This is a genomic window from Rhodoferax lithotrophicus, assembly GCF_019973615.1.
GTDB classification, from domain to species: Bacteria; Pseudomonadota; Gammaproteobacteria; order Burkholderiales; family Burkholderiaceae_C; genus Rhodoferax; species Rhodoferax lithotrophicus.
Genome location: NZ_AP024238.1, coordinates 1,087,596 through 1,113,087 on the forward strand (window position 1 = coordinate 1,087,596; position 25,492 = coordinate 1,113,087).

General features: G+C 57.7%; 23 protein-coding genes and 2 pseudogenes. 10 read left to right on the forward strand and 15 right to left on the reverse strand.

Going from position 1 to position 25,492, the window contains the following annotated elements; translation table 11 throughout:
• Window positions 1–210 precede the first annotated feature (210 nt).
• Window positions 211–2,025: a glutathione-regulated potassium-efflux system protein KefC gene (gene kefC, locus LDN84_RS05120; protein ID WP_223909389.1), complete on the forward strand. Its 1,815-nt coding sequence runs from the start codon at window positions 211–213 to the stop codon at window positions 2,023–2,025.
• 63 nt (window positions 2,026–2,088) lie between these two features.
• On the opposite strand, the gene LDN84_RS05125 is transcribed toward kefC, so the two are convergent.
• The gene (locus LDN84_RS05125) at window positions 2,089–3,138 is read right to left on the reverse strand and encodes an AraC family transcriptional regulator (RefSeq protein WP_223909390.1); all 1,050 of its coding nucleotides are present in this window, start codon (window positions 3,136–3,138) and stop codon (window positions 2,089–2,091) included.
• A gap of 156 nt (window positions 3,139–3,294) precedes the next feature.
• On the opposite strand from LDN84_RS05125, the gene LDN84_RS05130 reads away from it, so the two are divergent.
• The 6 genes from LDN84_RS05130 (at window position 3,295) to LDN84_RS05155 (ending at window position 10,421) form a co-directional block, all read left to right on the forward strand.
• Window positions 3,295–4,059 carry a 3-hydroxyacyl-CoA dehydrogenase gene (locus tag LDN84_RS05130; RefSeq protein WP_223909393.1) on the forward strand — a complete coding sequence of 255 codons (765 nt, stop codon included), beginning with the start codon at window positions 3,295–3,297 and terminating at the stop codon, window positions 4,057–4,059.
• A 33-nt stretch (window positions 4,060–4,092) separates the two neighbouring features.
• A complete protein-coding gene (locus tag LDN84_RS05135) occupies window positions 4,093–5,277 on the forward strand; it encodes an acetyl-CoA C-acyltransferase (RefSeq protein WP_223909396.1) in 1,185 nt (394 codons plus the stop codon).
• An 84-nt stretch (window positions 5,278–5,361) separates the two neighbouring features.
• Entirely contained in the window at window positions 5,362–6,495 is a 1,134-nt protein-coding gene (locus LDN84_RS05140) for an acyl-CoA dehydrogenase family protein (protein WP_223909399.1), read from the forward strand.
• 37 nt (window positions 6,496–6,532) lie between these two features.
• A complete protein-coding gene (locus LDN84_RS05145) occupies window positions 6,533–7,681 on the forward strand; it encodes an acyl-CoA dehydrogenase family protein (protein WP_223909403.1) in 1,149 nt (382 codons plus the stop codon).
• 14 nt (window positions 7,682–7,695) lie between these two features.
• The gene (locus LDN84_RS05150) at window positions 7,696–8,751 is read left to right on the forward strand and encodes a CaiB/BaiF CoA transferase family protein (protein ID WP_223912768.1); all 1,056 of its coding nucleotides are present in this window, start codon (window positions 7,696–7,698) and stop codon (window positions 8,749–8,751) included.
• Window positions 8,748–10,421: a long-chain-fatty-acid--CoA ligase gene (locus LDN84_RS05155; RefSeq protein ID WP_223909406.1), complete on the forward strand. Its 1,674-nt coding sequence runs from the start codon at window positions 8,748–8,750 to the stop codon at window positions 10,419–10,421. Before LDN84_RS05150 ends, LDN84_RS05155 begins: the two co-directional genes overlap by 4 nt.
• Window positions 10,422–10,467: 46 nt before the next feature.
• Here the strand turns inward: LDN84_RS05155 and LDN84_RS05160 are convergent, their stop codons facing one another.
• Window positions 10,468–11,400: a LysR family transcriptional regulator gene (locus LDN84_RS05160; RefSeq protein WP_223909409.1), complete on the reverse strand. Its 933-nt coding sequence runs from the start codon at window positions 11,398–11,400 to the stop codon at window positions 10,468–10,470.
• 106 nt (window positions 11,401–11,506) lie between these two features.
• Between LDN84_RS05160 and LDN84_RS05165 the strand changes: the two genes are divergently transcribed.
• The gene (locus LDN84_RS05165; protein WP_223909411.1) at window positions 11,507–12,271 is read left to right on the forward strand and encodes an SDR family NAD(P)-dependent oxidoreductase; all 765 of its coding nucleotides are present in this window, start codon (window positions 11,507–11,509) and stop codon (window positions 12,269–12,271) included.
• A 16-nt stretch (window positions 12,272–12,287) separates the two neighbouring features.
• Here the strand turns inward: LDN84_RS05165 and LDN84_RS05170 are convergent, their stop codons facing one another.
• The 5 genes and pseudogenes from LDN84_RS05170 to LDN84_RS22855 form a co-directional block, all read right to left on the reverse strand.
• A complete protein-coding gene (locus LDN84_RS05170) occupies window positions 12,288–12,575 on the reverse strand; it encodes a type II toxin-antitoxin system TacA family antitoxin (RefSeq protein ID WP_223909414.1) in 288 nt (95 codons plus the stop codon).
• Window positions 12,576–12,799: 224 nt separating this feature from the next.
• Window positions 12,800–13,498, reverse strand: coding sequence for a hypothetical protein (locus tag LDN84_RS05175; RefSeq protein WP_223909417.1), 699 nt, complete (start codon window positions 13,496–13,498; stop codon window positions 12,800–12,802).
• Between the two features lie 343 nt (window positions 13,499–13,841).
• Window positions 13,842–13,958, reverse strand: a pseudogene (locus LDN84_RS23160) (glutathione S-transferase); the annotation flags it as partial.
• On the reverse strand, window positions 13,958–14,962 hold the full coding sequence (gene trhO / locus LDN84_RS05180; protein WP_223909420.1) for an oxygen-dependent tRNA uridine(34) hydroxylase TrhO: 1,005 nt from the start codon (window positions 14,960–14,962) through the stop codon (window positions 13,958–13,960). The gene trhO and the pseudogene LDN84_RS23160, both read right to left, overlap by 1 nt.
• A 200-nt stretch (window positions 14,963–15,162) precedes the next feature.
• On the reverse strand, window positions 15,163–15,294 hold the full coding sequence (locus LDN84_RS22855) for a hypothetical protein (protein ID WP_255610472.1): 132 nt from the start codon (window positions 15,292–15,294) through the stop codon (window positions 15,163–15,165).
• Between the two features lie 54 nt (window positions 15,295–15,348).
• On the opposite strand from LDN84_RS22855, the gene LDN84_RS05185 reads away from it, so the two are divergent.
• A complete protein-coding gene (locus tag LDN84_RS05185) occupies window positions 15,349–15,588 on the forward strand; it encodes a DUF4160 domain-containing protein (RefSeq protein WP_223909423.1) in 240 nt (79 codons plus the stop codon).
• A 146-nt stretch (window positions 15,589–15,734) separates the two neighbouring features.
• Here the strand turns inward: LDN84_RS05185 and relB are convergent, their stop codons facing one another.
• From relB to LDN84_RS05205, 4 genes are all read right to left on the reverse strand, one after another.
• Window positions 15,735–16,061 carry a type II toxin-antitoxin system RelB family anti-toxin gene (gene relB / locus LDN84_RS05190; protein WP_223909426.1) on the reverse strand — a complete coding sequence of 109 codons (327 nt, stop codon included), beginning with the start codon at window positions 16,059–16,061 and terminating at the stop codon, window positions 15,735–15,737.
• Window positions 16,051–16,419 (reverse strand): type II toxin-antitoxin system RelE/ParE family toxin, encoded by a 369-nt coding sequence (locus tag LDN84_RS05195; RefSeq protein WP_223909429.1) that lies wholly within the window; start codon window positions 16,417–16,419, stop codon window positions 16,051–16,053. Before LDN84_RS05195 ends, relB begins: the two co-directional genes overlap by 11 nt.
• 294 nt (window positions 16,420–16,713) lie before the next feature.
• Window positions 16,714–17,220, reverse strand: a complete 507-nt coding sequence (locus tag LDN84_RS05200) for a GNAT family N-acetyltransferase (protein ID WP_223909431.1) — start codon at window positions 17,218–17,220, stop codon at window positions 16,714–16,716.
• Window positions 17,221–17,227: 7 nt separating this feature from the next.
• On the reverse strand, window positions 17,228–17,524 hold the full coding sequence (locus LDN84_RS05205) for a type II toxin-antitoxin system TacA family antitoxin (RefSeq protein ID WP_223909434.1): 297 nt from the start codon (window positions 17,522–17,524) through the stop codon (window positions 17,228–17,230).
• A 159-nt stretch (window positions 17,525–17,683) separates the two neighbouring features.
• Between LDN84_RS05205 and LDN84_RS05210 the strand changes: the two are divergent.
• Window positions 17,684–17,951, forward strand: a pseudogene (locus tag LDN84_RS05210) (toxin-antitoxin system HicB family antitoxin).
• Between the two features lie 419 nt (window positions 17,952–18,370).
• On the opposite strand, the gene LDN84_RS05215 reads toward LDN84_RS05210, so the two are convergent.
• From LDN84_RS05215 to LDN84_RS05230, 4 genes are read right to left on the reverse strand one after another with little or no spacing between them, the layout of a single operon-like run.
• The gene (locus tag LDN84_RS05215) at window positions 18,371–19,324 is read right to left on the reverse strand and encodes a PD-(D/E)XK motif protein (RefSeq protein ID WP_223909437.1); all 954 of its coding nucleotides are present in this window, start codon (window positions 19,322–19,324) and stop codon (window positions 18,371–18,373) included.
• The gene (locus LDN84_RS05220) at window positions 19,317–21,635 is read right to left on the reverse strand and encodes a Z1 domain-containing protein (protein ID WP_223909440.1); all 2,319 of its coding nucleotides are present in this window, start codon (window positions 21,633–21,635) and stop codon (window positions 19,317–19,319) included. Before LDN84_RS05220 ends, LDN84_RS05215 begins: the two co-directional genes overlap by 8 nt.
• Window positions 21,635–23,653 carry an ATP-binding protein gene (locus LDN84_RS05225; RefSeq protein WP_223909442.1) on the reverse strand — a complete coding sequence of 673 codons (2,019 nt, stop codon included), beginning with the start codon at window positions 23,651–23,653 and terminating at the stop codon, window positions 21,635–21,637. The genes LDN84_RS05220 and LDN84_RS05225 overlap by 1 nt, the downstream gene beginning before the upstream one ends.
• Window positions 23,650–25,356, reverse strand: coding sequence for a DNA cytosine methyltransferase (locus LDN84_RS05230; RefSeq protein WP_223909445.1), 1,707 nt, complete (start codon window positions 25,354–25,356; stop codon window positions 23,650–23,652). The genes LDN84_RS05225 and LDN84_RS05230 overlap by 4 nt, the downstream gene beginning before the upstream one ends.
• Window positions 25,357–25,492 lie beyond the last annotated feature (136 nt).

A 25,492-nucleotide genomic window follows, 5' to 3' on the forward strand; every position in this document is an offset into this window, starting at 1 on the left:
AAAGTGGCGTTGGATGGAAGTGTGGGCTCTGCAACCTGCCGATGGTGCATGAACACCCACAGTATCAGTCAAGCGCCGAGCAAGCGGGCATTCGTCGGACAAGACGCTAGGCAGCGCGATAGGGGGTGCCAGTTTGCCTGTGGCTGAGCAGATTGCCAGAAAGTGCGTGTGCAACGCACGAAACTCAATCTTTAGCTACCATTTCCAACCATGGAACACACACCTGCCTGGCTGATCAGCAGCTTCATTTACCTCAGTGCTGCGGTCATTGCTGTACCGCTCAGCAAAGCGCTGGGACTGGGTTCGATCATTGGCTATTTGGTTGCCGGTATTGCCATTGGCCCGTGGGGATTGGGCTTGGTAAGCGACGTGCAGGAAATTCTGCATTTTGCCGAATTTGGTGTGGTGCTGATGCTATTTTTGGTGGGGTTGGAACTCGAACCCCATCGTCTTTGGAGTTTGCGGCGGCCTATTTTTGGCTGGGGCAGCGCGCAGGTGATGGGCTGTGCACTGGTATTAACTGCGGTGGCCATGGGCTTGGGTGTGGACTGGCGCACGGCACTGGTTGGCGGATTGGGGTTGGCACTCTCCAGCACGGCGATTGCTCTGCAGGTGATGGGGGAGCGCAATTTGCTGCCAACGACCGGTGGGCAATCGTCGTTTGCGATTTTGCTGTTTCAGGATGTGGCGGCCATTCCAATTCTGGCGCTGCTGCCACTGCTGGGTGTTGTCTCAGCGTCAACGGGTTCACCCGTCATAGTGGGTAAAGAGTTTGAGGCGCTGAAAATAGTAGCCGTCATCGCGGGGATTGTGCTGGGTGGGCGATTGGCTTTGCGCCCCATGTTTCGCTGGATTGCGCGCTCCAACACGCCAGAGATATTCACAGCCGCCGCACTGTTGTTGGTGGTGGGCACGGCCGCACTCATGCAATGGGTGGGGCTGTCGATGGCGTTGGGCGCATTTCTTGCGGGTGTGCTGCTGGCTGAAAGTGAGTATCGCCGTGAGTTGGAAACCGACCTTGAACCGTTCAAGGGCCTGTTGCTCGGCTTGTTTTTTATTGCCGTGGGAATGAGCATTGATTTTGGTGTTTTGCTCGCTTCACCCGGACTGATGGCGGCTGTGGTGGTCGGGTTTCTGGCGGTCAAAAGTGCGGTTATTTTTTCGCTTGCGCGCATGATGAAGTTGCCATATCAGGAGCGCCCGGTCTTTACGCTGCTGCTTGCGCAAGGTGGTGAATTTGCGTTTGTGGTGTTTCAGTCAGCGGCTTCAGTGAATGCCATTGCGGCCCAGACGGCTTCACTGCTGATTGGCGCGGTGGTGGTTTCGATGCTGGCCAGCCCGCTGATTCTGGTTGCCATGGATCGACTGCTCATGCCACGTTATGTGCATTGTGGCGTTCCTGTCGTTGATGAGATTTCTGAGCCGCAAAGCGCGCCGATCATCATTGCTGGTTTTGGGCGCTACGGCCAAATCATCTCACGGGTTCTACTGGCGCAGGGTATTGCTGTGACCGTACTGGATCATGATGCCGAGATGATTGAAGTGGCGCGCAAATTCGGCTACCGCGTGTTTTATGGCGATGCCACGCGGTTGGATCTGCTGCGCACCGCAGGTGCTGAGCGCGCCAGGATTTTTGTCGTGGCCGTCGACGATGTGGAGCAGTCCCTGAAAATGGTGGACTTGGTTCAAGCCCACTTTCCACAATTGCAAATTGTGGCCCGGGCACGCGATGTGACCCACTGGAACAAGCTGCGCGACCGCAACATCATGTTGGTTGAGCGCGAACTCTTTGAGTCCAGCCTGCGCAGTGCGCGCAGCGTGCTTGAGCTATTGGGCTTAGATCCAGATGCAGCCTTGCAGAGCACCCTGCGTTTTCGCCAGCACAACCTTGAACTGTTTGAAAAACTGCATCCGCATTACAAAGACAGTGCCAAGATGATTGCAGTCATCAAGCAAGGGCGTCAGCAACTGGAAGAGCAGATGGCACAGGAGCGCCAGGCGCAACAAGAACTCAAGCCAAAGTGAGAGGGCCACATGAGCCGTTCACATGTCGCCCAGAAGCCCAAGGTCGGTTTGACGGGGAGTGCATCAGCGCTCAAAACTGCAGCGATATTCACCGGGACGGGTTCCGGTCCATTTCTTGAATGCGCGATGAAAGGCGCTGCTTTCGGCAAAACCCAATTCAGCGGCAATGTCCGAAATGCTCAGCTGGGTGTCGCTGAGTAATGAAATGGCGAGGTCCCGGCGCAATTCGTCCATGATGGAGCGGTAGGACTCACCCTCGTCGTCCAGTCGTCTGCGCAGTGTTGCCGAGGACGAGTGAAGCTGATGGGCCAGGGTCTCAAAATCGGGCCATGCTGCGGGATGCCATTGCCGCAAGCGGCGGCGGATTTTGGCAGAAAGGCTGGCGCTGTTTTTGTACTTGACCAGGAAGTTGGCTGGCGCACTGCGAAGAAATTCCTTCATGCTGCGCTCATTCTGGATATTCGCCATATCCAGATAGCTGGCCGGAAAACTGAGGCTGCAATGTGCCTGATTGAAGTGAAGGTTTTGGGAAAACAGGATTTTCCATTCGTCGATAAACGCTGGCTCGGCACAACAAAAGTCAGCCTTGGAGAGCGGAATTCGTCGCCCCACAATCCAGCAGGCCAAGCCGTGCAGGATGATCATGTAGGTGCCATACGCGAAGGCCCGTCTGGATGTTGCCGGGCTGTTGTCCCCGGGTTGGGTGATCCTGGGGACATCTTTCAACACAATCTGGGCCAGATCCCCTTCGCGTGACAACTCTCCAGCAAGATCGTCAAGCACCAGTCGCAAGAACCGCATGGCGCGGAGCAAGGCCCGCTCCAGGGTGTTGCTGTGAATGACCGCGTGGCAAAGCAGCGTAAAGCTGCCGGCTTTCATGCGGTGACTGTCCATGCCGAAAAATTCGTCGTCGAGGGTTTGCGCAATCAGATGCCAAAGTGCGCCGTAATGCCGCGACGACACCCTGGCGTGTGGTGAAGCCAGCAGCTCGGGGGAGATACCGACTTGCCTGAGCAAGGCATTGGGGTCCAGGCCTTGGTTGCGAATACATGCCAAGGCCTCATGGACAAAACAAATGGAGATGCTGCCTTTTTCAGAGATTGGGGTGTCCATCTCAGGAAGTTTACTGGTCGATGGCAAATTCTTGCAATCAAGTTGAGCGATTTTGGCATTGAGTGCGCCGGGCGAGCGTCTTAAAGTTCCGCCGGAACCGGTCGTCTCCATCAGGAACGACCAACTTCACATGAACAACAACCAGGAGTGAGACCTATGCAAATCAAAGACAACGTATTCGTGGTAACCGGTGGTGGTTCTGGCCTGGGTGCGGCAACCGCCCGGATGATTGTTGATCGCGGGGGCAAAGTTGTCCTGGCGGATGTCAACCCACAGGCCGGTGCCGCCGTGGCCGAAGAGCTGGGCAGCAACGCCCGATTTGTGGCAACCGATGTCACCAGTGATGAAAGCGCCCGGCAAGCCTTTGCTGTGGCCACCAGCATGGGTACCTTGCGTGGTCTGGTGAACTGCGCCGGTATTGCGCCAGCCGAAAAAGTGGTGGGCCGCGAAGGTGCACACAAGCTGGAGACCTTCGCTCGAACCGTCAACATCAATTTGGTCGGCAGTTTCAACATGATTCGACTGGCCGCCGAGATCATGAATCAGTCAGTGCCTGATGCCAGTGGTGAGCGGGGCGTTATTGTCAGCACCGCATCGGTGGCCGCCTTTGACGGGCAAATGGGGCAGGCCGCCTATGCCGCCTCCAAAGGCGGGGTGGTGGCCATGACCTTGCCCATCGCCCGGGAACTGTGCCGTACCGGCGTACGTGTCATGACCATTGCCCCCGGCATCATGGAAACCCCCATGCTGCTCGGTATGCCCGCTGAGGTGCAGGAGTCTTTGGGCAAGATGGTGCCGTTCCCCTCGCGCATGGGTAAACCCGCCGAATACGCAGCCCTGGTCGAACACATTTTCACCAATCAGTATCTGAATGGTGAAGTGATCCGCCTGGATGGCTCCATTCGCATGGCGGCCAAATAAACGCCCCGTTTCCTTTTCCACATCGAGATTCCCATGAACCAAGATTCCATCGTTATCGTTTCCGCCGCCCGCACGCCCATGTGCAGCTTTCAGGGCGATTTTTCATCACTCGCCGCACACGACCTGGGTGGTGCCGCGATCAAGGCCGCTGTTGAACGCGCCGGTATTGCGCCTGACACCGTGAATGAAGTGCTGATGGGTAACTGCCTGATGGCCGGGCAGGGCCAGGCACCGGCGCGCCAGGCGGGCTTCAAAGGCGGCTTGCCGATCAGTACCGGGGCGGTCACCTTAAGCAAAATGTGTGGCTCTGCCATGCGCGCTGTCATGTTCGGCCACGACATGTTGCAAGCGGGTTCTGCCGACGTGGTGGTGGCTGGTGGCATGGAAAGCATGACCAATGCGCCTTACCTTTTGCAAAAAGCGCGCAGCGGTTACCGCATTGGCCATGACCGCATGTTTGACCACATGATGCTTGATGGTCTGGAAGACGCTTACGAACCGGGTCGTTCGATGGGCACGTTTGGCGAAGACTGTGCCGCCAAGTACGGTTTCACCCGTGAACAGCAAGACAACTTTGCCATCACCAGCACGCAGCGTGCGGTGGCAGCCACCCAGTCCGGCGCGTTTGCGGCAGAAATCACGCCGGTGGTGGTTAAAAGCCGTGCTGGCGACACGCTGATCACCACGGACGAAGCCCCCGGCAAAATCAAGCTGGAAAAAATCCCCACCCTCAAACCGGCGTTCAAGAAAGACGGCACCATCACCGCCGCCAGCAGCTCCAGCATCAGCGATGGTGCCGCCGCCCTGGTGTTGATGCGCGCATCCACCGCGAGCAAGATGGGCCTCAAGCCACTGGCCAAAATCGTCAGCCATGCTGTTCATGCGCAAGAGCCCAACTGGTTTTCAACGGCCCCCATCCATGCCGTCAACAAGGCACTAGAGAAGGCTGGCTGGTCTGTCAAAGACGTGGATCTTTGGGAAGTGAATGAGGCCTTTGCCGTGGTGCCGATGGCGCTGATGCATGACCTGAATGTGGGCCACGACATCGTGAACGTGAACGGTGGTGCCTGTGCGCTGGGTCACCCGGTGGGGGCATCCGGTGCCCGCATCATGATCACCCTGATGTATGCCTTGCAAGCCCGTGGCTTGAAAAAAGGCGTGGCCACCTTGTGTATTGGGGGTGGTGAAGGCACCGCCGTGGCACTTGAAATGCTCTAAAAAAAGTAGCTTCTAGCGCTTGATTTATAAGCGCTACAGGCCAATTTCTTATAAATTTTTACAAAATCCTAGAGACTCCCCACCATGCTGTTGACCCAAGACCAGGAAATGATCCGCGACGCGGTGCGCGACTTTGCCCAGACCGAGCTGTGGCCCAACGCCGCCAGATGGGACAAAGAGCACACCTTCCCCAAAGAAGCGCATAAGGGCCTGGCCGCTTTGGGTGCCTACGGCATTTGTGTGCCCGAAGAGTTTGGTGGTGCCAACCTGGACTACGTGACCGTGGCGCTGGTGCTGGAAGAAATAGCCGCCGGTGACGGTGGTACCAGCACGGCGATCTCGGTCACCAACTGCCCGGTCAATGCCATTTTGATGCGTTATGGCAGTGCCCAACAAAAGCAGCAGTGGCTCACGCCGCTGGCCCAGGGCCAGATGCTGGGCGCATTTTGTCTGACAGAGCCCCATGTGGGCTCTGATGCCTCCAGCCTGCGTACCACCGCCGTCAAAGAGGGCGATGAGTATGTGATTAACGGAGTCAAGCAGTTCATCACCAGCGGCAAAAATGGGGATGTGGCCATTGTGATTGCCGTGACCGACAAAGGCGCTGGCAAAAAAGGCATGAGTGCCTTCCTGGTACCCACCCAGTCCCGCGGCTACGTGGTCGCCCGCATCGAAGACAAACTCGGCCAGCACAGCAGCGACACCGCGCAGATCAACTTTGACGACTGCCGGGTGCCGGTAGAGAATTTGATCGGCAAGGAAGGTGAGGGCTACAAGATTGCCCTGGGCGCACTGGAAGGTGGTCGCATTGGCATTGGTGCGCAAAGTGTCGGGATGGCCCGGTCGGCGTTTGAATCAGCGCTGGCCTATGCCAAGGAGCGGCAAAGTTTTGGCACCCCCATCTTTAATCACCAGGCGGTGGGCTTCAGGCTGGCTGAATGTGCGACCCAGATTGAAGCGGCCAGGCAACTCATCTGGCATGCCGCCAGCTTGCGGGATGCGGGCCGTCCCTGCCTGAAAGAAGCCGCTATGGCCAAGCTGTTTGCCAGCGAAATGGCGGAGAAAGTGTGCAGTGTGGCCATTCAAACACTGGGGGGGTATGGCTATGTGAATGACTTCCCGGTTGAGCGCATCTACCGTGATGTCCGCGTCTGCCAGATTTACGAAGGCACCTCCGACGTGCAAAAGATCCTGATTCAGCGTGCCCTGGCTGGTTAAGCCTGCCGCATTGCCCACCTTAACCCAAGGAGCCACCATGCTGCCTCGATTACATCAACACGCCTGGATGGACGAATCCATCGAGGCGTTCCGCGAACAAGTCCGTCGTTATATTGCCAAAGAAATGGTGCCGCACCTGGACGGCTGGCGCCGCCAGGGCTACATCCCGCGCGAGGTCTGGAAAGGCTTTGCCGACATGGGTTTTCTGCTGCCCGAAATGGATGAGGTTTGGGGCGGCGCGGGTGCCAACCTGGCCTACCAATTGGTGGTGCAGGACGAGATGGCCCGTGCCGAGCTGCCCGCCACCACCACCACCGTGCACAGCATCACCGCACATTACATTCTGGCATTCGGCACCCCAGCGCAAAAGCAGCGCTGGTTGCCCAAGCTGGTCAGTGGGGAGATGCTGGGGGCCATCGCGATGACCGAACCCGGTTGTGGCTCGGACCTGAAAGCCATCACCACCCGCGCACGGCGCGAGGGTGACCACTACGTGATTCACGGGGCCAAGACGTTTATCACCAACGGCTACACCAGCAACCTGTTGGTGCTGGTGGTTCGTACTGGCGAGGTAGGCAGCCGCGGGCTGTCACTGATCGTGTTGGAGACCGAAAACCTGCCCGGATTCAGCGTGGGCCGACGGCTGGAGAAGCTGGGCCAGCACGCCTCGGATACCGCCGAGCTTTCTTTTGACGGCGTGCGTGTGCCCGCAGACCAGTTGCTCGGTGAACAGGAGGGCCAAGCCTTCAGTCAACTCATGAGTCAACTGCCTTATGAGCGGCTGCTCATTGCCGTGCCCGCAGCCGCGGTGATCGAGCAAGCGCTGGCGTTGACGGTGGATTACTGCCAACAGCGCAAAGCCTTTGGGCAGACGCTGTACGATTTTCAGAACACCCGCTTCAAACTGGCCGAGGTGGCGACGATGGCCCATGTGGTGCGCAGTTTTGTCAACGACTGTACCCAGCGATTGCTGGACGGCACGCTCGACCACGAAGCTGCCTACATGGCCAAGTGGTGGTGCACCGAGCAACAATGCCGCGCCACTGACGAGTGTCTCCAGCTGTTTGGGGGCTATGGCTACGTGACGGAATACCCCATCGCCCGGATGTACGCAGACGCACGGGTTCAGAAGATCTACGGCGGTGCCAATGAAATCATGAAAGACCTGATTGCGAGGGCCTTGTGAGTACACCAGCGGACATCACAAAACCCTTGCACGGCGTGCGACTTGTCGAATTCGAGGGCCTTGGCCCAGGGCCACTGGCGGCGATGATGCTGGCTGATCTCGGCGCGGAGGTCACCACTCTGGTGCGACCCGGCCCGGCTGTGGCGATGGAGCGCCTGGCCGGCAAGGACTACAACCCGCTGCGGCGCGGCAAACGCATCGAGCAGGTGGATCTGAAAAAACCCGAAGGCCTGGCACGGGCGATGGAACTGATTGTTGCCGCCGATGCGCTCATTGAGGGCAATCGCCCCGGCGTGATGGAGCGGCTCGGCCTGGGGCCGGCCGATTGCGCCGCACGGCATCCGAAGCTGGTTTATGGCCGCATGACCGGCTGGGGCCAGCAAGGGCCACTGGCGCAGGCAGCCGGGCATGACCTGAACTACGTCGCACTCACCGGCCTGCTTTCGCTGGCTGCGCGTAACGGCCAGCCACCCATCGTGCCACCCACGGTGGTGGGTGATGCCGCAGGTGCGCTTGGCCTGGCCTTTGGCATCACCAGCGCGCTGCTGGATGTACGTGGCGGCGGGGCAGGGCGCGTGGTGGATGCGGCCATTGTGGACATTGTGGCCATGCTCGGTACCCTGGTGCAGTGGATGCGCGCAGGTGGGCAGATGGATGGTCATGAACCCAGCCCGTTTCACGACTCGCCGTTTTACGACACCTACACCTGCTCCGATGGTGGTTTTGTCACCCTTGCCCCCATTGAGCCGCAGTTTTATGCGCAGCTGCTGTCACGGCTGCACCTTGATGATGTAGACCCGCAGGCTCAGTACAACAAGGCCGCCTGGCCCGCTCTGAAGACCCGGCTGGCTGAGTTGTTCCGCAGTCAGCCGCGCGCCCACTGGTGTGCGCTGCTCGAAGGCAGTGACACCTGTTTTGCACCCGTTTTGAGTCTGGCCGAGGCGGCGGCCCATCCGCACAACCGTGCGCGTGGCACCTACACCACCGATGCGCAAGGGGCCATAGCCGTTGCGGCCGCCCCCCGCTTTTTGCCATTTCCCCTTATGAACCAACCGGAGACAACAAAATGACATTGACCACAGGCCAGGAGACCATCGTCCGGGGCTGCCCGTCCACCATGGGTGATGACTTCCAACTCAACACCACAACACTGATCCGCCACGCGGCACGGACGCACGGTGACCAGGAAATCGTCTACCGCACCCCTGACGGGGGCTGGGACCGTTACAGCTACCGTGACAGTTATGCCCGCGTTTGCCGCTCTGCCAATGCGTTGCGCCAACTCGGCGTAGGCCCTGGCGACCGCGTGGGTATCCTCGACTGGAACAGCCGCCGCCATTTTGAGTTGTACTTTGCCATCCCCGGTCTCGGGGCGGTCATGTTGCAGATGAACCTGCGCCTGGGGACGGAAGATCTGAGCTTTGTGGTGGGCCACAGTGAGGCCTCCCTGGTACTGGTGGACGAGACCCTGCTGTCCGTAGCAGAGGCCATTGCGCCCCATGTTCCGGGTGTCAAAGGCTGGATTGTGATGAGTGACAAACCGTTGTCCGAGATCCGTACAAGCTTGTCACCCGTTTACCACCATGAGGACTTGCTGGCAGCGGCCGAACCCACGATCAACTGGCCGGTCATCGACGAGCGCTCGGCCTACAGCGCCTGCTACACCACCGGCACCACTGGTCGGCCCAAAGGGGTTTACTACTCGCACCGCGCCATTTACCTGCATTCAACCTCGCTGGCGGTGAATATCGGCATGGGTATGGACGACTGCACCATGTTGCTCACACCCATGTTCCACGCCCAATGCTGGGGCCTGCCACAGACGGCCATGCTGGCCGCCACCAAGATCGTGCTACCCGGTCGTTACATGGTGGAAGACACCGCCCCCCTGACGGATGTGATCATTGCCGAGGGTGTGACCGTGACCTGTGGCGCACCGGCCATTTTCCAGCCCATGCTCAATTACATTGAGACCCTGCCGGTCAAGCCCGACTTCAGCCGCCTTCGGATGTTGTGTGGCGCCAGCGAACCGCCACTGTCCTTGATGAGCGGGTTCCACCACCTCACCGGGGCTGAAATCATTCACGCCTATGGAGCCACAGAGACAACCCCCATCGTTGCCGTCAACCGACTCAAACCCTCGCTGAAAAAACTCACGGGTGAGCAGCGCTGGAACCTCAAACGCAAGCAGGGCTTGCTGGTTGCAGGGGTGGATTTCATGCTGCTGGACGACAGCGACGAGGAAGTGCCGCATGACGGCAAGTCGATTGGCGAGATCTGTATTCGCGGCCCCTGGGTGACCCGCAGTTACCACAACATGCCCGATTCGGCAGAGCGTTTTGTCAACGGCTACTGGCGCTCGGGTGATGCCGGAACCATTGACACCGATGGTTACCTCAAGCTGACCGACCGCCTCAAGGACGTGATCAAGAGCGGCGGCGAGTGGATTTCGTCCATTGATATGGAGAACGCGCTGATGGGGCACCCGTCGGTGGCCGAGGCGACCGTGGTGGGTGTGGCCCACCCCAGGTGGGAAGAGCGGCCACTGGCACTGGTGGTGCTCAAACCGGGGCATCAACTGACCACGGAGCAGGTCTGGGCCCATCTGTCAACAACGTTTGCCAAGTGGCAATTGCCCGACCAGGTGTTGTTTGTCGACAAAATTCCGCGCACCAGCGTGGGCAAGCTCAACAAGAAGGTGGTCAGAGCGGAATACGGTGAGCGCTACACCAAAGGGTAGTTGTCTGCGCCGACCCGTGACAAGGCTTGGCCACCGCCATGGTGTGTCATGACGCTGCGGGTTGTTCGGCGCTTGTTTCGTTGAGGTAGTCCAGCACCACGCCGTGCAGCCAGTCCATCACCAGGCGCACCCGGGTCGACAGGTTGCGGCGATTGGCGTAAACCAGGGACAACGGCATGGGTGGCGCTGGCCAGTCAGGCAGCACTTCCACCAGTCGGCCTTGGGTGATCCATTCACGGATACCCACAACGGGCACTTGGATCAGCCCCAAGCCTGCCAGGCAAGCGGCCTGATAGGCCTCGGCGTTGTTCACCGTCACCTGGCCTTGCATCGGGATAGCCATGGGCTCGTTGCCACTGGTGTACTCAAAACCACTAGGCTTGGCCCCTAGCGTGGCCGCGTAATGAATCAGCTGGTGCCGCTCCAGATCCTGAATCGACTGGGGCACGCCAAACCGCTTGAGGTAATGCGGACTTGCGCAATTCACCATACGCAAGTCACCCACAGGGCGCGTAATCAAGCCCGGTTCGCTGACCTTGCCTGCCCGGATGACGCAATCAAATCCCTCGCGGATCAGATCCACGCGGCGCTCGGTACTGCTGATCTCAAGCTGCAGCAGCGTGTGCTGGCACAGCAGTTCTGGCAGGCGCGGCAACACGGCCTGGCGTGCCATCACGGTCGACATGTCCACACGAACCCGCCCCTTCAACGCGTTGGCACTTTGCGCCTGAAACATGGTTTGCAACTCGTCCAGATCGGTGAGTGCGTCCTTGCAGCGTTCGTAAAACGATTGCCCGTCATGCGTCAGCACCACCTTGCGCGTGGTTCGGTGCAACAGGCGTACACCCAGCCGGTTTTCCAACTGCTGTACAGCCGTTGACACACTGGCTTTGGGCAGGCCCAGGCTGTCCGCTGCTTGGGTGAAGCTGGAAAGCTCCGCTACCCGCGTGAAGATATGCATGTGATCCAGAAAACTCATTGTTCAATTTTAAAGAACAAACAAATCAAAAATAGCTTATTTATTCAAATCAATGAGATCAATAAACTTCCGACCTTCATCACCTGAAGCACAACGGACAAACACCATGCCTACCTCACACCCCATCGCCCTGGTCACCGGCGGCAGCCGCGGTCTTGGCAAAAGCACGGCCTTACATCTTGCCCGGCTCGGCCATGATGTCATCCTGACCTACATGACCCAGCAGACCCAAGCCGAAGCGGTAGTTGCCGACATTGAGGCCATGGGACAAAAAGCGGTGGCGATGGCACTCAACCTGTCCGACAGCCGCAGCTTTGCAGGCTTTGCCACGCAGGTTTCTGCCGCGCTGCAAACCCATTGGGCGCAGACGACTTTCAATGTGCTGGTCAACAACGCGGGAACCGGCAGCCACGCCAGCCTGATGGACACCACAGAGGCGCAATTTGACGAAATGGTGAATGTGCATCTGAAAGGCCCACTCTTTTTGACACAAAAGTTGTTGCCCTTGATGGCGGACGGCGGCCGCATTGTGAATCTGTCAAGCGGATTGACCCGCTTTGCCTTGCCAGGCTTCGCCGCCTATGCCGCCGTGAAAGGTGCGGTGGAGGTCTTGAGCCGCTACATGGCCAAGGAACTGGGGCCGCGGGGGATAGCGGTCAACACGGTGGCACCCGGTGCCATTGCGACCGACTTTGGTGGTGGTGCGGTGCGCGACAACCCTCAGCTGCATGACTTCATCGCCTCCCAGACGGCACTGGGCCGCGTCGGCGAGGCTGACGACATTGGGGCCATGGTGGCCTCACTGGCCACATCTGACAACCGCTGGATCAACGCCCAGCGCATTGAGGTTTCGGGTGGCATGTTTATTTAGGGGGCAAGGTGGCCCATCACTTACGGTTACAGCTTTGAGCTATGGGGGGTTGATCGAGGTTGTCCATGGCGGTAAAAAACGCGGGCCAGTCGCGGGGTGAAAACGTCAAAGTTTCGCGCTCGGCCAGCATTTGTTGGGCTCGATCCTGTGCGCAGGCAATCAAAAATGCACTCGAACTCACGCCCTCTGAGCTTGCAGCGCGCACAGTTAATTTCTTGATTTCAGGCGTGGTACGCAGGTCAATGCGTTTAAGCGGTGGGGTCGGAGTTGCTATTGAGAATGTTCTGTTGAGTCCACTGGGCAAAAGCGAAATGTGACCTTGGTTGGCTGTTGTGCAGCGTTACCAGTCATAGGATTTCAGGCCCTCGATGACTCTTTAAGGCTGATTGCTGGCATCCAATTTCCCAGAAAGCGGTCATCCAAACCATCGGATTTGATGTTTTAACGTAAAAATGTGGGGCACCGCGCGAGGTGGAATGCTCGTAGAGAAGCTGCTTTTTCGGCGTTCCTCTCGATTGCTGGTTAGGGCTACTCTTGTTGATAAGACGCCTCAACTGCGCGACCTTCCAACACTTTCACATGACAAAAATGATCTCGATCTAGATTTACACCCCTGTAGAGAATATCCACGGTGCCATTGCCATCTTTCATTGACCCGAGTTCCTGAACCCAGCGAAGGTGCTTTTTGTTATTAATTTCCGCTTTTGCGTTCCCAAGGATCTCTTCAACCGACTGTCCTCGAGATATATGCAAACAAAACGCCCTTGCGCGCTCCTCGGCTTGCCGATCTGTAAAAGTGGAGTAATCAATGACGAGATTTGTCGCAAGAACAGCGCTAGCAACAAATACAGGAAGTGCTCCGATATTTCTATTGACGAGTAGACAGCTAACGGCCAAAAACCACGTCGCAACTGCGTTGTACGGAAAGATTAGCAGGGCAAGAAAACTGTTGCCAACACTGAAGTCGGCCCAAGCGCCCAGAACGACGAGCAACAGTGCTAGCCATGAGTTGGGTCTAACCCTGATGAATGGAGCACATGACGCTCCAATAAGCAGCGGAGCTGCGAAGACAAAAGCACTCAGGCTAAGTGCATCGAGATAATTTTGCGTAGTGGGAGTTTTCCCGAGCAAAGACGAGTTTCCAGCAAGTCCGAGATAGCAAAAGATCAATGCCAGGGAGAACGAAATAAGGGTAAAGAGAGCACTTCCTAGGTATCGAAAAAACATGCTGGGTCCGTAATGTTCAGAGCAGCCATATGTGCTCTAGATGTTGGAGGCTGCCCCATAAGCTGGCCATCAATCTCTTCTGAAAATGGCTAGCGGCCACACTTTTTACTGATATTTAACTTTGTTAAATGGATATCGATATTCTGGCAGACCCGGCATGGCATCTGGGTGCCAATTCATAGCTACAGCGCAAATGAAATCTAATTTGCCCCACGCGTCCAATGTCCGCAATCGCTGCGGACTTGACCCATGAAAGTACCGCGTGGCTGACCGCAAAGGGTCTACTGGAGCCCGTCGAGTGAAAACGGGGCAAATTTTGGGCGGCTGATTTCAACAGACCCATGCCGCGGGCCGCCAGTGCCAAGCGGGCACGCATGGCGTAGGGGCAACGCCGAAACGAATACAGAACGGGCAGTGGCCGCAGCAGTGGGTGTGCCGCAGTTGACCCCGATGGTGCCATCAGCCAGCGGCTTTGGTCGGGGAGCAGGCGCTGGCGAGATCGGATGGGACGGGTTTGCTGAGCACGGGTGGCGTGGTTTCGCCAATGTGGGCGTTACCGCGTGCTTTGGCTAGAACCCATTGGCGCTGGCGTTCCCGGGCCCGGCTCCTTTGGACATCGCTCATGCTGGCATGGCAGCGCGGGCAGCTCACACCCAGTTCAAACAGGTGCGACTCCTGCGCGCCGTCCTCCAGTGGCATGCGGCAACCTCGGCACAGCTTGTGGGTACCCGGTGTCAGGCCGTGGTCTACCGACACGCGCTCGTCAAATACAAAGCAAGTACCTTCCCATAGGCTTTCATCTGGCGGCACAGTCTCTAGGTATTTGAGGATGCCGCCTTCGAGGTGGTAGACCTCGTCATAGCCTTGGGAGCGCATGTACGCGGTGGACTTTTCGCAGCGAATGCCCCCGGTGCAAAACATGGCAACTTTCGGCTTTTTGCCGTCGGCTGTGGGGCGCAGTTGCTCTGCCTGTTCGGTCCAGGCGGGCAACGCCGAAAACGTACGGATGTGAGGGTCTATCGCACCACGAAAGGTGCCAATGGCCACCTCGTAGTCATTGCGCGTGTCTACCACCACCACATCGGGATCGGCAATCAGCGCATTCCAGTTCTCCGGCTTGACGTAAGTTCCAACGATGTGGGTGGGGTCTGTGCCAGGCACGCCCATGGTGACGATTTCTTGCTTCAAACGCACCTTCATGCGGTGAAATGGCGCTGTCTCAGCGAACGATTCCTTGTGTTGCAGGTCTGCTAAGAGCGGGTCGCTGCGCAAATAGGCCAGCACCGCGTGTACGTCATCGGGCATACCAGCAATGGTGCTGTTGATGCCCTCACGTGCCAAAAGAATAGTGCCCTTCACCTTGCGCTGCTCGCAAAACGCAAGCAGGGGAGCCTTGCGGGATTTGTAGTCCGAGAGCGTGACGAATTTGTAGAAGGCTGCGGTTAGGTAAGTGGTGGTCGGCATAGTGCATTTTAAAAGGTGGCAATTGACGCATAGGAACTCGCCGATGGGATGGTTGGTGGATTGTCGGTTGATCCCACCCGGAAAACTAAATTCCAGGTGTCAATCCCCCTCCGCATGATCAAACCATCAGCAAATTTTTGTTGCCAGTCATTGCTACAAATCTAAAAGCAGCTTACGCAAGTAAATCAAGCGCTACAGCCCTAAATGGCTTGTAAATCTGTCTTCTCTTCAGGAGCTTTCTCCCGCCGCACCCAGCGCTTGACCCGCCCCATGAAGTGCTCAAAGTCATCCATCAAGGTGAACACCGACGGGATCACCAGCAGGATCAGCATGGTGGAGGCGATTGCCGTTTGCCTGCTGGGAAATAAGTTGGTTGCAGTAACGTCATGGCACCTACCATTGTTCGTGACGGTCAATTTCGTCTTTTCTTTTTTTCTCGGGAGGAGACGAGCATTCATGTGTATGTTGCGCACGTTGACGGCAAAGCGAAGTTTTGGCTGACACCGCAGGTGGTTTGGGCCAACCATACGGGTCTTTCTGTTGCGCAAATTCGGCAAGCGCAAGCAGTCGTGAATGCCTATTTGAAGGAGAGACAAGATGCCTGGAACCACCACTTTGGCAGCTGAGGTGGCTCGACACCCCGGTGACCACCAACGTTAATGGGTTATGGGGGGGAGGTTGCAATGATCTCTAAGCCACTACTGCTGGAACGGGGCTCTTGATGCCAGTCGAGCTGAAGAATCGGCGGTCTCGAAAGTCGTGGCTTGCTGGGTCAAGCTACCGCTGGCTGACCCAGTTCGGCAAAATTGCTGATCTTTACCACTCCGTCTGGAAAACGCGCAACCACTTCCAATTGACCACCCATAGCTTCAATGTGGCTGCGCAAAGTGGACAAATACATGTCGGTTCGCTTTTCCATTTTGGCGATGGATGGCTGCTGAACATGCAGCACGTCTGCCAGCATTTTTTGGGAGAGCCCACGCGCTTGGCGCAGTTCGTTAAGAGGCATCTCAGCCAGCATGATTTGAGCCTTGGCGGCAGAGCGTGCCTGCGCCTGTGGTGGCATGCGAGCACGTAGTTCACTGAATTTATGAGCCATTGATCAGCCCTTCCTTTCGAAGTTGTTCAATATGTTGATCGTAGAGTTGATCGGCTACCGGTATGTGGGTGTCGTACCAGCGACCGTCACCCGTTTTGTCCCCGCCAATCAACAAAATGGCTGAGCGACGAGGATCAAATGCGTACAGCGTGCGTAACGGTTTTCCACCCTGTTGAGTGCGCAGCTCGCGCATGTGTTGATGTCTCGATCCGTTGATGCCGCTACTGTGTGGAAAGCCAAGCGCTGGCCCCCGAGCCTCAAGCAATCGCACGCTCGAATCAAGCGCTTCCTGCTCATCTTCTGACAGGCTCGCCCACCAGTCACCGAACTCATCTGTGTATTCAACGTCCCAAGTCATTTGCGGACTATAGTCAGCCTTACACATTCCGTCAATGGAATAATTCGAAGTGTTGCAAAACCAAAAAGATGAAGCAATGTGGATTTGTATAGGCAGATTTGACAGGCCGGTTTGGATGAAGCGTCTCGAAGAGTTGGTCGGCTGAATTTTCGGCCCATGCCCCCGGAAAACCGAATTCCGGGTGGCAATCCCCTCAGCATGATCTAACCATCAGCAAATGATTGCATCATCTATTGCTACAAATTTAAAAGCAGCTTGCGCAAGTCAATCAAGCGCTACAGCCCAAATAATTCCTCAAATGCCAAACAGCCGTGTGAGGGCGTGACCGGGCAGCCAAAGCGTCAAGGGAGTGTCTGGAAATTCCTCAAAATTCATCAGCTTGTAGAAGCTCTGCGCAGATGCATTTTTGGCATCCACCACCACGCCGACCGAGCCAATTTCGGCGGACAGGCGGTGACAGCGGTACAGCGCATCCAGCAGCAGCAACTTGCCCAGCCCCTTGCCCTGTTGGCTTTGGTCAACGGCCAATCGCGCCAGGCGGGCCACCGGCACCGGGTAATTCGGAAAGCGCTTGTGATGCACTGGCGGCAACTGATCCCGGCGGATGGCTGACATGGCCAGGCTGTAGTAACCCAGAATGCGATCCCCAACGCTCGCCACGTAAGTTCGGCTGATTTTGGCATCGGCATGCTGGCGGGCCAGGCGGTGCAAGTAGTCATCCAACGCACTTTCGCCGCAGGCAAAGTGCTTGCGCTCATGGTGTTTGGCCAGCAACTCAATCTGGCCGTCAAAACCCGTCATGACGTGCTTACTTGGCGGCTGCGCTTTGCGCACGCCAGGTCAGGTAGTCCTGAGCGGCAGCTTCGAGCTGCGGACGCGGCTTATCAGTGTTGTCCAGCGCGGCAAAAAAAGCGTTCCAGTCACGAGGTGAAAACGTCAATGTTTCGCGCTCGGCCAGTAACTGCTTGGCCCGATCCTGTGCACTGGCAATCAAAAACGCACTCAAACTCACGCCCGCTGCGCTAGCGGCGCGCACGATCAATTCCTTGATTTCAGGGGTAGTGCGCAGGTCAATGCGTTCAAGTGGGGGTGTCAAAGTTGTCATGTCTGATCCTTTGTTTGTACGGAAAATGTACGGATAAATTCTAGTGTATTTAGCCGCCGGAGCTTTCTCTCGCTGTAACCATGGGGAAAAGTGATCATGAACATCTAGCACTTCACCTGCCGCGTCACATAGTCGCCCGAAGATGGCGAGCACGTCGGCCTGTGCGCCGAATTTGCTTCGCTGAGTTGGTTGGCCAAAACGCCTGAGGCGGCGCTCAAGGGTATACAGAAGGCAGAAGGTGGTGGCCGACGTGGCGACCGACATGCAAGCCAGCGGAGAGCCCGTGCCGGTGGCGCTGGCCGAGAAAAACTATAGCGGCGAGTTCCGTGTGGGCATCCCACCGATGGTTCACCGCAATCTGGCACTGACGGCTGCCGAGCAAGGCATCAGCCTGAATCGGCTGGCGAGCGCGAAGTTGGCGGCTTGAGCGTTGATCAAGGGGGTCAGTGGGTAGCCGGGTTGCAGCGGTTACTGACATAGGTCTGCCCGAAATGCTCACTCCATACCCGACAGTCACCCCCGCAGCCTAGACGTCAGCAATGTAACTGGATTTCAAGGAGCGCTGCACTGGCCACCGACCAGAAGCGTTACAGCATTTGACTGCCTGCGTGACTCTTCCAGACTGGGTGCGGTCAAGCGACTTCAATAGTTGAGTGACTAAAGATGCTGTCACTGGGCGTTCGATATCCAGCAATGCCGACGGCCGCTGTCCCCTTGAGATCGTTTACTCACTTCACAGCGACTCAGATCTTCGCTCGCGAACAACTGCCTTCGCCCGAGATGATTGGCTTTGATCGGTACCCACCTGCTATGGCGCGTGCTGGCACATCGCGAGTGGAACGCGCGTCAGACGAACTCGAGAATGCACCGGACATCCGTGGCATCGAGAGATGGCAGGCTGCCCACATTGATGCTGTATTTGATGCCGATAACGCCCAGCGGTGGTATGTAGTCATCAGGGAGTCGCGGAAATGATCCGGCTACCTCGAACACGTGGACATCTCGGAAATTAAATCTCAAAAGCGCACCCGTCTGCCGAAGGCCTTCGTGCCAACCGAGCTGCGCCAAGCGAGATTCGAAGACGTCAAGCGCGTGCCCGTCTGTTCCCAGCTTTTCCCGAATTTCATCTACGCGGTCTGCGAGCGTTTCATCACCGCCCAGACTTCTCTCAAGTAGCACGCTGATGAAGAGGAGGCGCTTGCCGGCGGGGGCTCGAAGCTGATCAAGACGGGAGATTTCATGCCTTGGCTCAGACTTTGTCGTGGTTTTCACTTCCACGTGAACACCCTGTCCGACGAAGTCGTGGCGTTCGCTCTCGGGACCACTCCACAAGTGGCAGACCCGGGTGCCGAGCGTCGGAAAAAGGACATTCGAAAGCACCCAGAGTTCGCCGAACAGTCCGATCTGTTCCGTCGTGCCCAGGTCGGGTACAAGCGGACGCAGCGCTGCGCGCATGTCGTCGATGATCCGTTCGACCGAGACCGCAGGATCACGGCCTTCGGTGCGAATTGCATAGAGGACCTTGTTAGCAACCAGCGTGAGCAGCTCTTCGTGATGACTGCGGGCGGAAACATCCATCCACATTTGTTCACCCTCCAGGATCCGGACCTGAAGGCTCGGCAGGTCCGGAGGCAAGCTCGGCGGTGCGAGATCGATCGCCAGGAGCAGGTGCAATCGCCCGTCGCTTGAAACACTGATCAGCGCGGCTTCAAAATCGTCTGCAGCCGCTTCGTAAATATCCTCGTGAGATGGCCTCTGCTCACGCAGGCGTGTCCACCGCTCTTGCGTGATTTCAGTCATGGCGAATCCCCCGGTTCACGACAAATCGTTGTTTGCCGTCCGTTGTCTGGGGCAGAGACAGAGCGAGACCCAGCACTGCCCGTGTCGGTGCGCGTAGTGGTTCGGGATCAAGGGGGTAGAGCAGGAGCAGCCCCTGCCGGGCCGGGCGCTCATCGCGCATCGCCCTTGCATTGAAGCCGGAGGCTACCCGGTAGTTTTCAGGTCCGCCATGCAGATCGACACCTTCATGACGCGGATCGATAAGGATACCGATAGACTCGTTGGCCTGCAACGAACGCCGCACGAGACCGAAAGGCCTTCCTCCGAGAAGTACCTGCCGTTCCCGCTGCGGATTGGCCACGAACATCGTCCAGTTCACCAGCTCCCCCGCTTCAGCACGCCCCAGGATCCAGTCCGCAATCTCAGCTCCCTGAAACGCAATGCTGTTCGGGTGTCCTTCATAGCGTCGCAGAAACAGCGCGATGTCCTCTGCCGGCACATCATGCGCGATGGCTCCGCCGTGAGCGTCCTGTGTTGGTGGATGCTGGCGCAGCAGCTCCGATGCCAGATCGACGTTCCGTTCCAGCAGCTCTCTGTCGTACAGGGGGAACAGGATGGTCTGCGGGTTCTCGCCAGACCATGAACGAGCGTCATCCGTCTGCATCCTGCTCTTGTTCTTGCTGGTCAGAAGGAGCTTTGAATGGACGCGCATCCGGATCGCCATCTGATCGGGTCTTCGGCCTGCCTTGTTCAGTGCTGTAATGGAGTCTCGCAGGGACTCTTCGACCAGTGCCAGCTCCACGAACCACTGTGCGATGCCTTCGGTTGTCCATATGCGGATCAGGTCCTCATACCCCGCACGGAAGCCGTACCAACGCGCCATCTGGAGCAGGGCGTCAGCTAGGCTTGTTGTGCGCAGGAAGTAGGCGATCGTCAGGCCTTCGAGTGTCAATCCGCGTGACAGCCGATTGCCGCCAACTGCTACGAGCTGCCGTTCGGGCTTAACGTCGTACTCCAGTTCGTCACCAGTGGTGCTGTTGAGCACGACGACTTCCAGACGGGCCAAGTTCGTTACCGCATCTTCAAGAACGACCTCCTCGGCACATGGCAGCTCGACAGTACCCAGTCCGGCCAGCGTCGACCGGAACATATGTCTGAGCACGCCGGGTTCAGCGTTCTCGTGATGGAACCAGTTGCGGATCTGATCCTTGATCGCTTCCCCGATGCGCAGCTGATCCTGCTGGAGCTGTGACACGTGTACCAGCATTGTGTGCGGCTTGCCTGACTGTCCCCGCAGCAATCTGATTGCGCCAACGAGCGCAAACGTCAGAAGGGCATCTGCCAGCGATTGGGGTAGATCAAGCGGCCCTCTGGCAACGATTGCTTCGCTTTTTTTGCGCTGCTTTGGCTTCAGCGCATTTACATCTGCAGGATCCACAGGGCGCAGCACATCGCGCCCCTGAGCACTTGTACCAAAGAGCTCCTCCGTCCCTGTGTAACCGTCCGGCCGCGGGAGCTGTACAACAAAATCCTTGGGAAAAAGGTCTTCGCCGACTTGGTTGTCGCTGGCATCTGGATCGATGAGGATGTTCGCGAACGGCGTTGCCGTGTAGGCAATGTATGTGGCGCGCGGGATTTTCCTAAGAATGTCGCGGATCAGGGCATTTGTCAGCGACGGTGAAGTGTCGTCATCCGGCGCAATCTCCATGTCAATGCTCGGGTCGCGGCGATTTCCGCGCGTGTTGATAGATGCCTGATCGGCCTCGTCATCAATGAGAAGGACTGGTACATCTGCGAGTCGACCTTCGAGTTTTCCGAACCACTGATTGAGTCGCTTCAGGATCGGCGTGATTTTCTTGGCGACGATCAGAACGGTGCCGGTCGATGCAAACCCGTCAGCGACCGCCGGTTCGTGGAAATCAGTGGTTTCGTCGGTCAGAGTGATCCAGTCGACGCCAACACCGGCCAACTCTAGATCCAGCCGCCGCTGTGTCTGGTTCCGTAGGGAGTCGTGGATGCCCGAAAGCACGATGATTAGCCGGTAACCGATATCAGCCGCGCGTGCTGCCACAGCCGTGAAGTTGGCCGTCTTGCCGGACTGGACATATCCGACTACCAGACCTCGACACTGAAATTCCGGGCGGCCTATCGGCGTAGTCTTCGAGATGATCCGAAGCGACTCTTCCGTTATCGACGCGATCTGGTGCGACTTCCACTTGGGCTGGGACCGCAAATAGGCTTCATGCCGGGACCAGTTGGTCCAGGACGTGCCGTCCGTCCACAGGGCAAGCCTGGGCCTCAGTGTGAGAGGCTGTGACAGTCTGACTTGCATCAGGCCTTGTCCGTCAGCAGGTCGGGAACGCCGGCCGTCTCCAGTACACGGAGGAATTCAGAGAGGGCAGTCTTGGCATCGGCATCTTTGTCGATGAGCTGCACAAGCGCTACCAGTGCCGGCACCAGCGGCGTGACTTCGACTTCTTCTCCCTTGAATCCGGTCTTGCGCTGCCATGGCTTGGTACCGCTGCTGACGATGCGGACCGAAGTTTTGTCCTTTTTTGGCGTAGGCGTAGGAGAAGCGCCACCCACAGTAGCGCCTCCTGAAACTGACGCTGGAGGCAAACCGCCGTCTGTAGCAGGTTTGCCTGCCGGCGAGCCCGTCTTCCCACCGTCTGCCGATGTCGGGGTGCCTTTCTCCTTTTTGTTGTATCTGAGACGGGCTGCTGCGCGAGGAGTCTTGATGAGGTCCTCAAGGGGTTTGATGATGGCAAATGGCAGACGGACTAGCTGCTTGCTGATATCCACCTGCAGTTGCTCATCCGCCAGCCTGTCGAAGTCAATCGCGACACGAATCAGCTTTGTGTGCTCATCCTTAGCGAACAGATCCTCCCAGCCACCCCACTTGATGAGGCGATCGAGGCGGTAGAAATACAAACCCTGAGCATCGTTGGCGCGGCCGTTCAGGCTATGGCGCTCGCGTTCGACGCGTTGCTCCAGCGGAGTCAACGGTTTGACGTACTCATCGAACTCCGCCTCGTTTGGCGTGACATACGCACGAACGTAGAGGGCAGGCGTTTTGTCCGTTGTCGGGCTTGGTAACTCGATGCGGTGCTGGTCATACTCCTTGGTCAACGGATGGCCCATAGGATTGTTGGCCCGCAACGTATCGTTATTCAACCGGATGACCACCTTCTCACGACCGCGCGCCTTGCCTTCAAGATACCGGTGGAAAACCAGCTCAAGGTGGGATTTGATTGCAGCAAGTTCCTGTGCGTAGGGGGAATCTGCCTTGCCCTTTGTCGGCTCCATCGCTGGGCGCATCTGCGTGAGCAGCACGGCGGTGCCCGAATCGCCAATTTCCACCGAGGAAGCATGGGCGGAAGCTACGGGGTCGGTCAGCAACGCCCAACGCCGTGTCTTCGCAAGATGATCCTTGTCCCAGGTAAGAGTCGTGACTTTGTCTCCGGCGGCCTTCGATACCACGGTGAGGCGATCTGCCTGTGACCATGCGGCACCTTTCAGGCCGTAGCCGAACTTGCCCAAATCAGCGTCATCGTAATCGCGCTGATGTCCGATCTTCATTGCATTGCGCAAACCCAAGGGCGTCATGCCCGCGCCGTCATCGCGAATGCACATCCACCTGCCGCCCGCATTTGGATTTGGGAACGTGATGCAGATCTCCCGTGCACCATGTGAGAGGCTGTTGTCCACCAGATCGGCAACAGCGCTGGGGAGGTTGTGACCGGCACGCGCCAGGATCTTGAACAGGCCAAGCGGATCGGGGGGGACATCATCATCGTCACTGCTGCTGTCGTATTCTTGTTGTAAGGTCACGGACACTGTTTCTACCTCCTTGAATAGCTGTGGGAAATGCGTTGCCAGTACACCCTGGCTGTGTTCGCCTTCATTACCATATAACGCGATCATTGCGGACTTTCCGAGCCGTGCGCTCTCCCCGTGGCCGAGGATAGCTGCGTGGGCAGGGTGGTCAGCGGGAATGACAACCCACGATGCTGTTGCCGGGGTTGTCGAGGCATCGACAATCATCGCGAACAGGACGTTGGGGTCGACGAAGCTGTAGTGGGGGCTCGTCGGACAGTCTCCTTCGAACCTCCAGTTTCTGTGTTGACGCTTGAGCCATGATGCAACCTCGACAACAGTGTTCTCATCTTCGAGGCGCCGACAGTTGATGGCAATGATGTCCGAGTCTTTGGCCGAAGGGAAAACCGCATCGACGACATCCCAGTCGAAGTTGATGGCGCGCTGCTTCGCTCGCTCCTTCCCCTGACGGCGGTACTCATGAAACATGCCGAGTTCGGAATGAGTCAGAAGACGAAGGATTGTGAACTTCACTTCGTTCCCTCGGTTGTTTTGATTTGTGATGGATTCAGGTCGAACAGCGCCACACGCATGTCCGGTGTTTCCGGGGCGCCTAGAGCCTCCCGGATTCCGCGCGCGATGGCATAGGCGAACAGCGGCGGAACTGCGTTGCCGATTTGCTTGAACGCGGGATTCATCGAGCCCTTGAAGATGAAGCCGTCTGGGAAGGACTGCAGCCGCGCGGCCTCCCGAACGGTTATGGTGCGCGCCTGCTCGGAATCGAAGTGGATGTGGGAGTAGGAGTCCTTTCCGAGGTGAGCCATCAGGGTGCGGACGGGCGCATCGGACCGCAGCTTCCACCATTTGTTCGGAAACTTGCCCGGATCATAGGGGACGCGCCAGGAAGTAATGAAGGCGCTGACATCTGGATCCCTCGGACTAGTGGGCAGGCCGCGCTGCTTACGGTTGGCAAGCCAAGTCGCAATCTTCTGTTCGACATAGGCATGGATCTGCGGGTACTCCCAACCCGGCTGGATCTCGGCAAAGATCTTGTAGTCCCGCGGCAGGTATCGGAATACATGGCCGGTCGTGGCATTGGTCGCAAAACCCTGCCACTCTCGCATCAGCCGAGAATAGGTGGTCGTTGGCACCTTCGTCGTGTACTCGACAGGTTCCGAAGGATCCTTAGCACCACGACGAATGGTTCCTGCACGCAGCATTTCCTCAGCGAAAAGGGGTGGGAGATCTGCAAGGGCCTCGGAAGCCGACGTGGCAGCTGGAGAGTTGGGAGCCGGGTCCTGTATCCAGCGATGGTGTTGAGAGCCTTCAGCTTTCAGTACGCGGCGGGCAGCGTTCTTGGAGCTGGTGTAGCCGGATGGCAGGATCAAGTGGTGAGTCGGCACGGGAAAGCGGGGCTTGATTCCGGCTGACCGGTGGATGCCGACAAGAATCATCCGCTCCCGCATTTGCGGAACTCCGTACCAGACGGAGTTCAACAGCGTGTAGGCAACGTCATAGCCTTCTTCAGCAAGACTTTTCGAGACGAGCTCGGCCACGTTAGTGCCACCATGGTTAAGAATGTCCGGCACGTTTTCCATCAGGAGTGCTACTGGCTTCGTTGCACGGATGAACGCAACGTACCGCTCCCACAGGCTCACTCGTCCGTCGACGAGGAACGCTTGGTCCGCGGTCACATCTTCGCGAAGGCGGGCCTGCTCGCGGAGCTTGGCTCGCCCGACACGGGCAAACGCCTGACAGGGAGGTCCTCCGACGAGCACGTCAATCTGGTTTTCGTTTGCTCCCCGTAGTCCGAGATCGGCGAAAACGGTATCTGCGGTTTCGGTTACAGCATCGCGTGGGGCGTGATGGGCCTCCTTGTCGCCCCCCGCAGAGCGAGCGCCGAAATTGGCACCATGGGAGCGTGCGGCCCATGGATCCATTTCAATGGATGCCACCGGCGTGAATCCTGCGGTCAGGAAACCGAGCGAGATCCCGCCACATCCGGCAAACATGTCCATGTATCGGATCTCACCGCCCGCGCGAATGCGCTGGAGCTTGTTTCGGATCAGCTTGTTGTCGGGGGTCGAGGCGGGTAATGTATTGCCATTGGAAGGGGGTAGGTCGGAACCTGGGGCGCGGGGCTTCTCGTACGTTTTGTTGGACTGCGATTTGTGCAGAACGGGTTGGATGAACATCCGGTATCTCTTATAAGGAATATGCGCCAGAACCACCTGCATCAGGCGTAGCAGGTGAAAATCTCAGGCCTGTTCATACCACATGCCGCGGCGCGGCTTGAAAATTCGTCAACTGGGCGCAAAATGCTGCTTTGTCATGGAGTGTAATGAATCTGCAGGCGGGACGGAGTACTGCTAA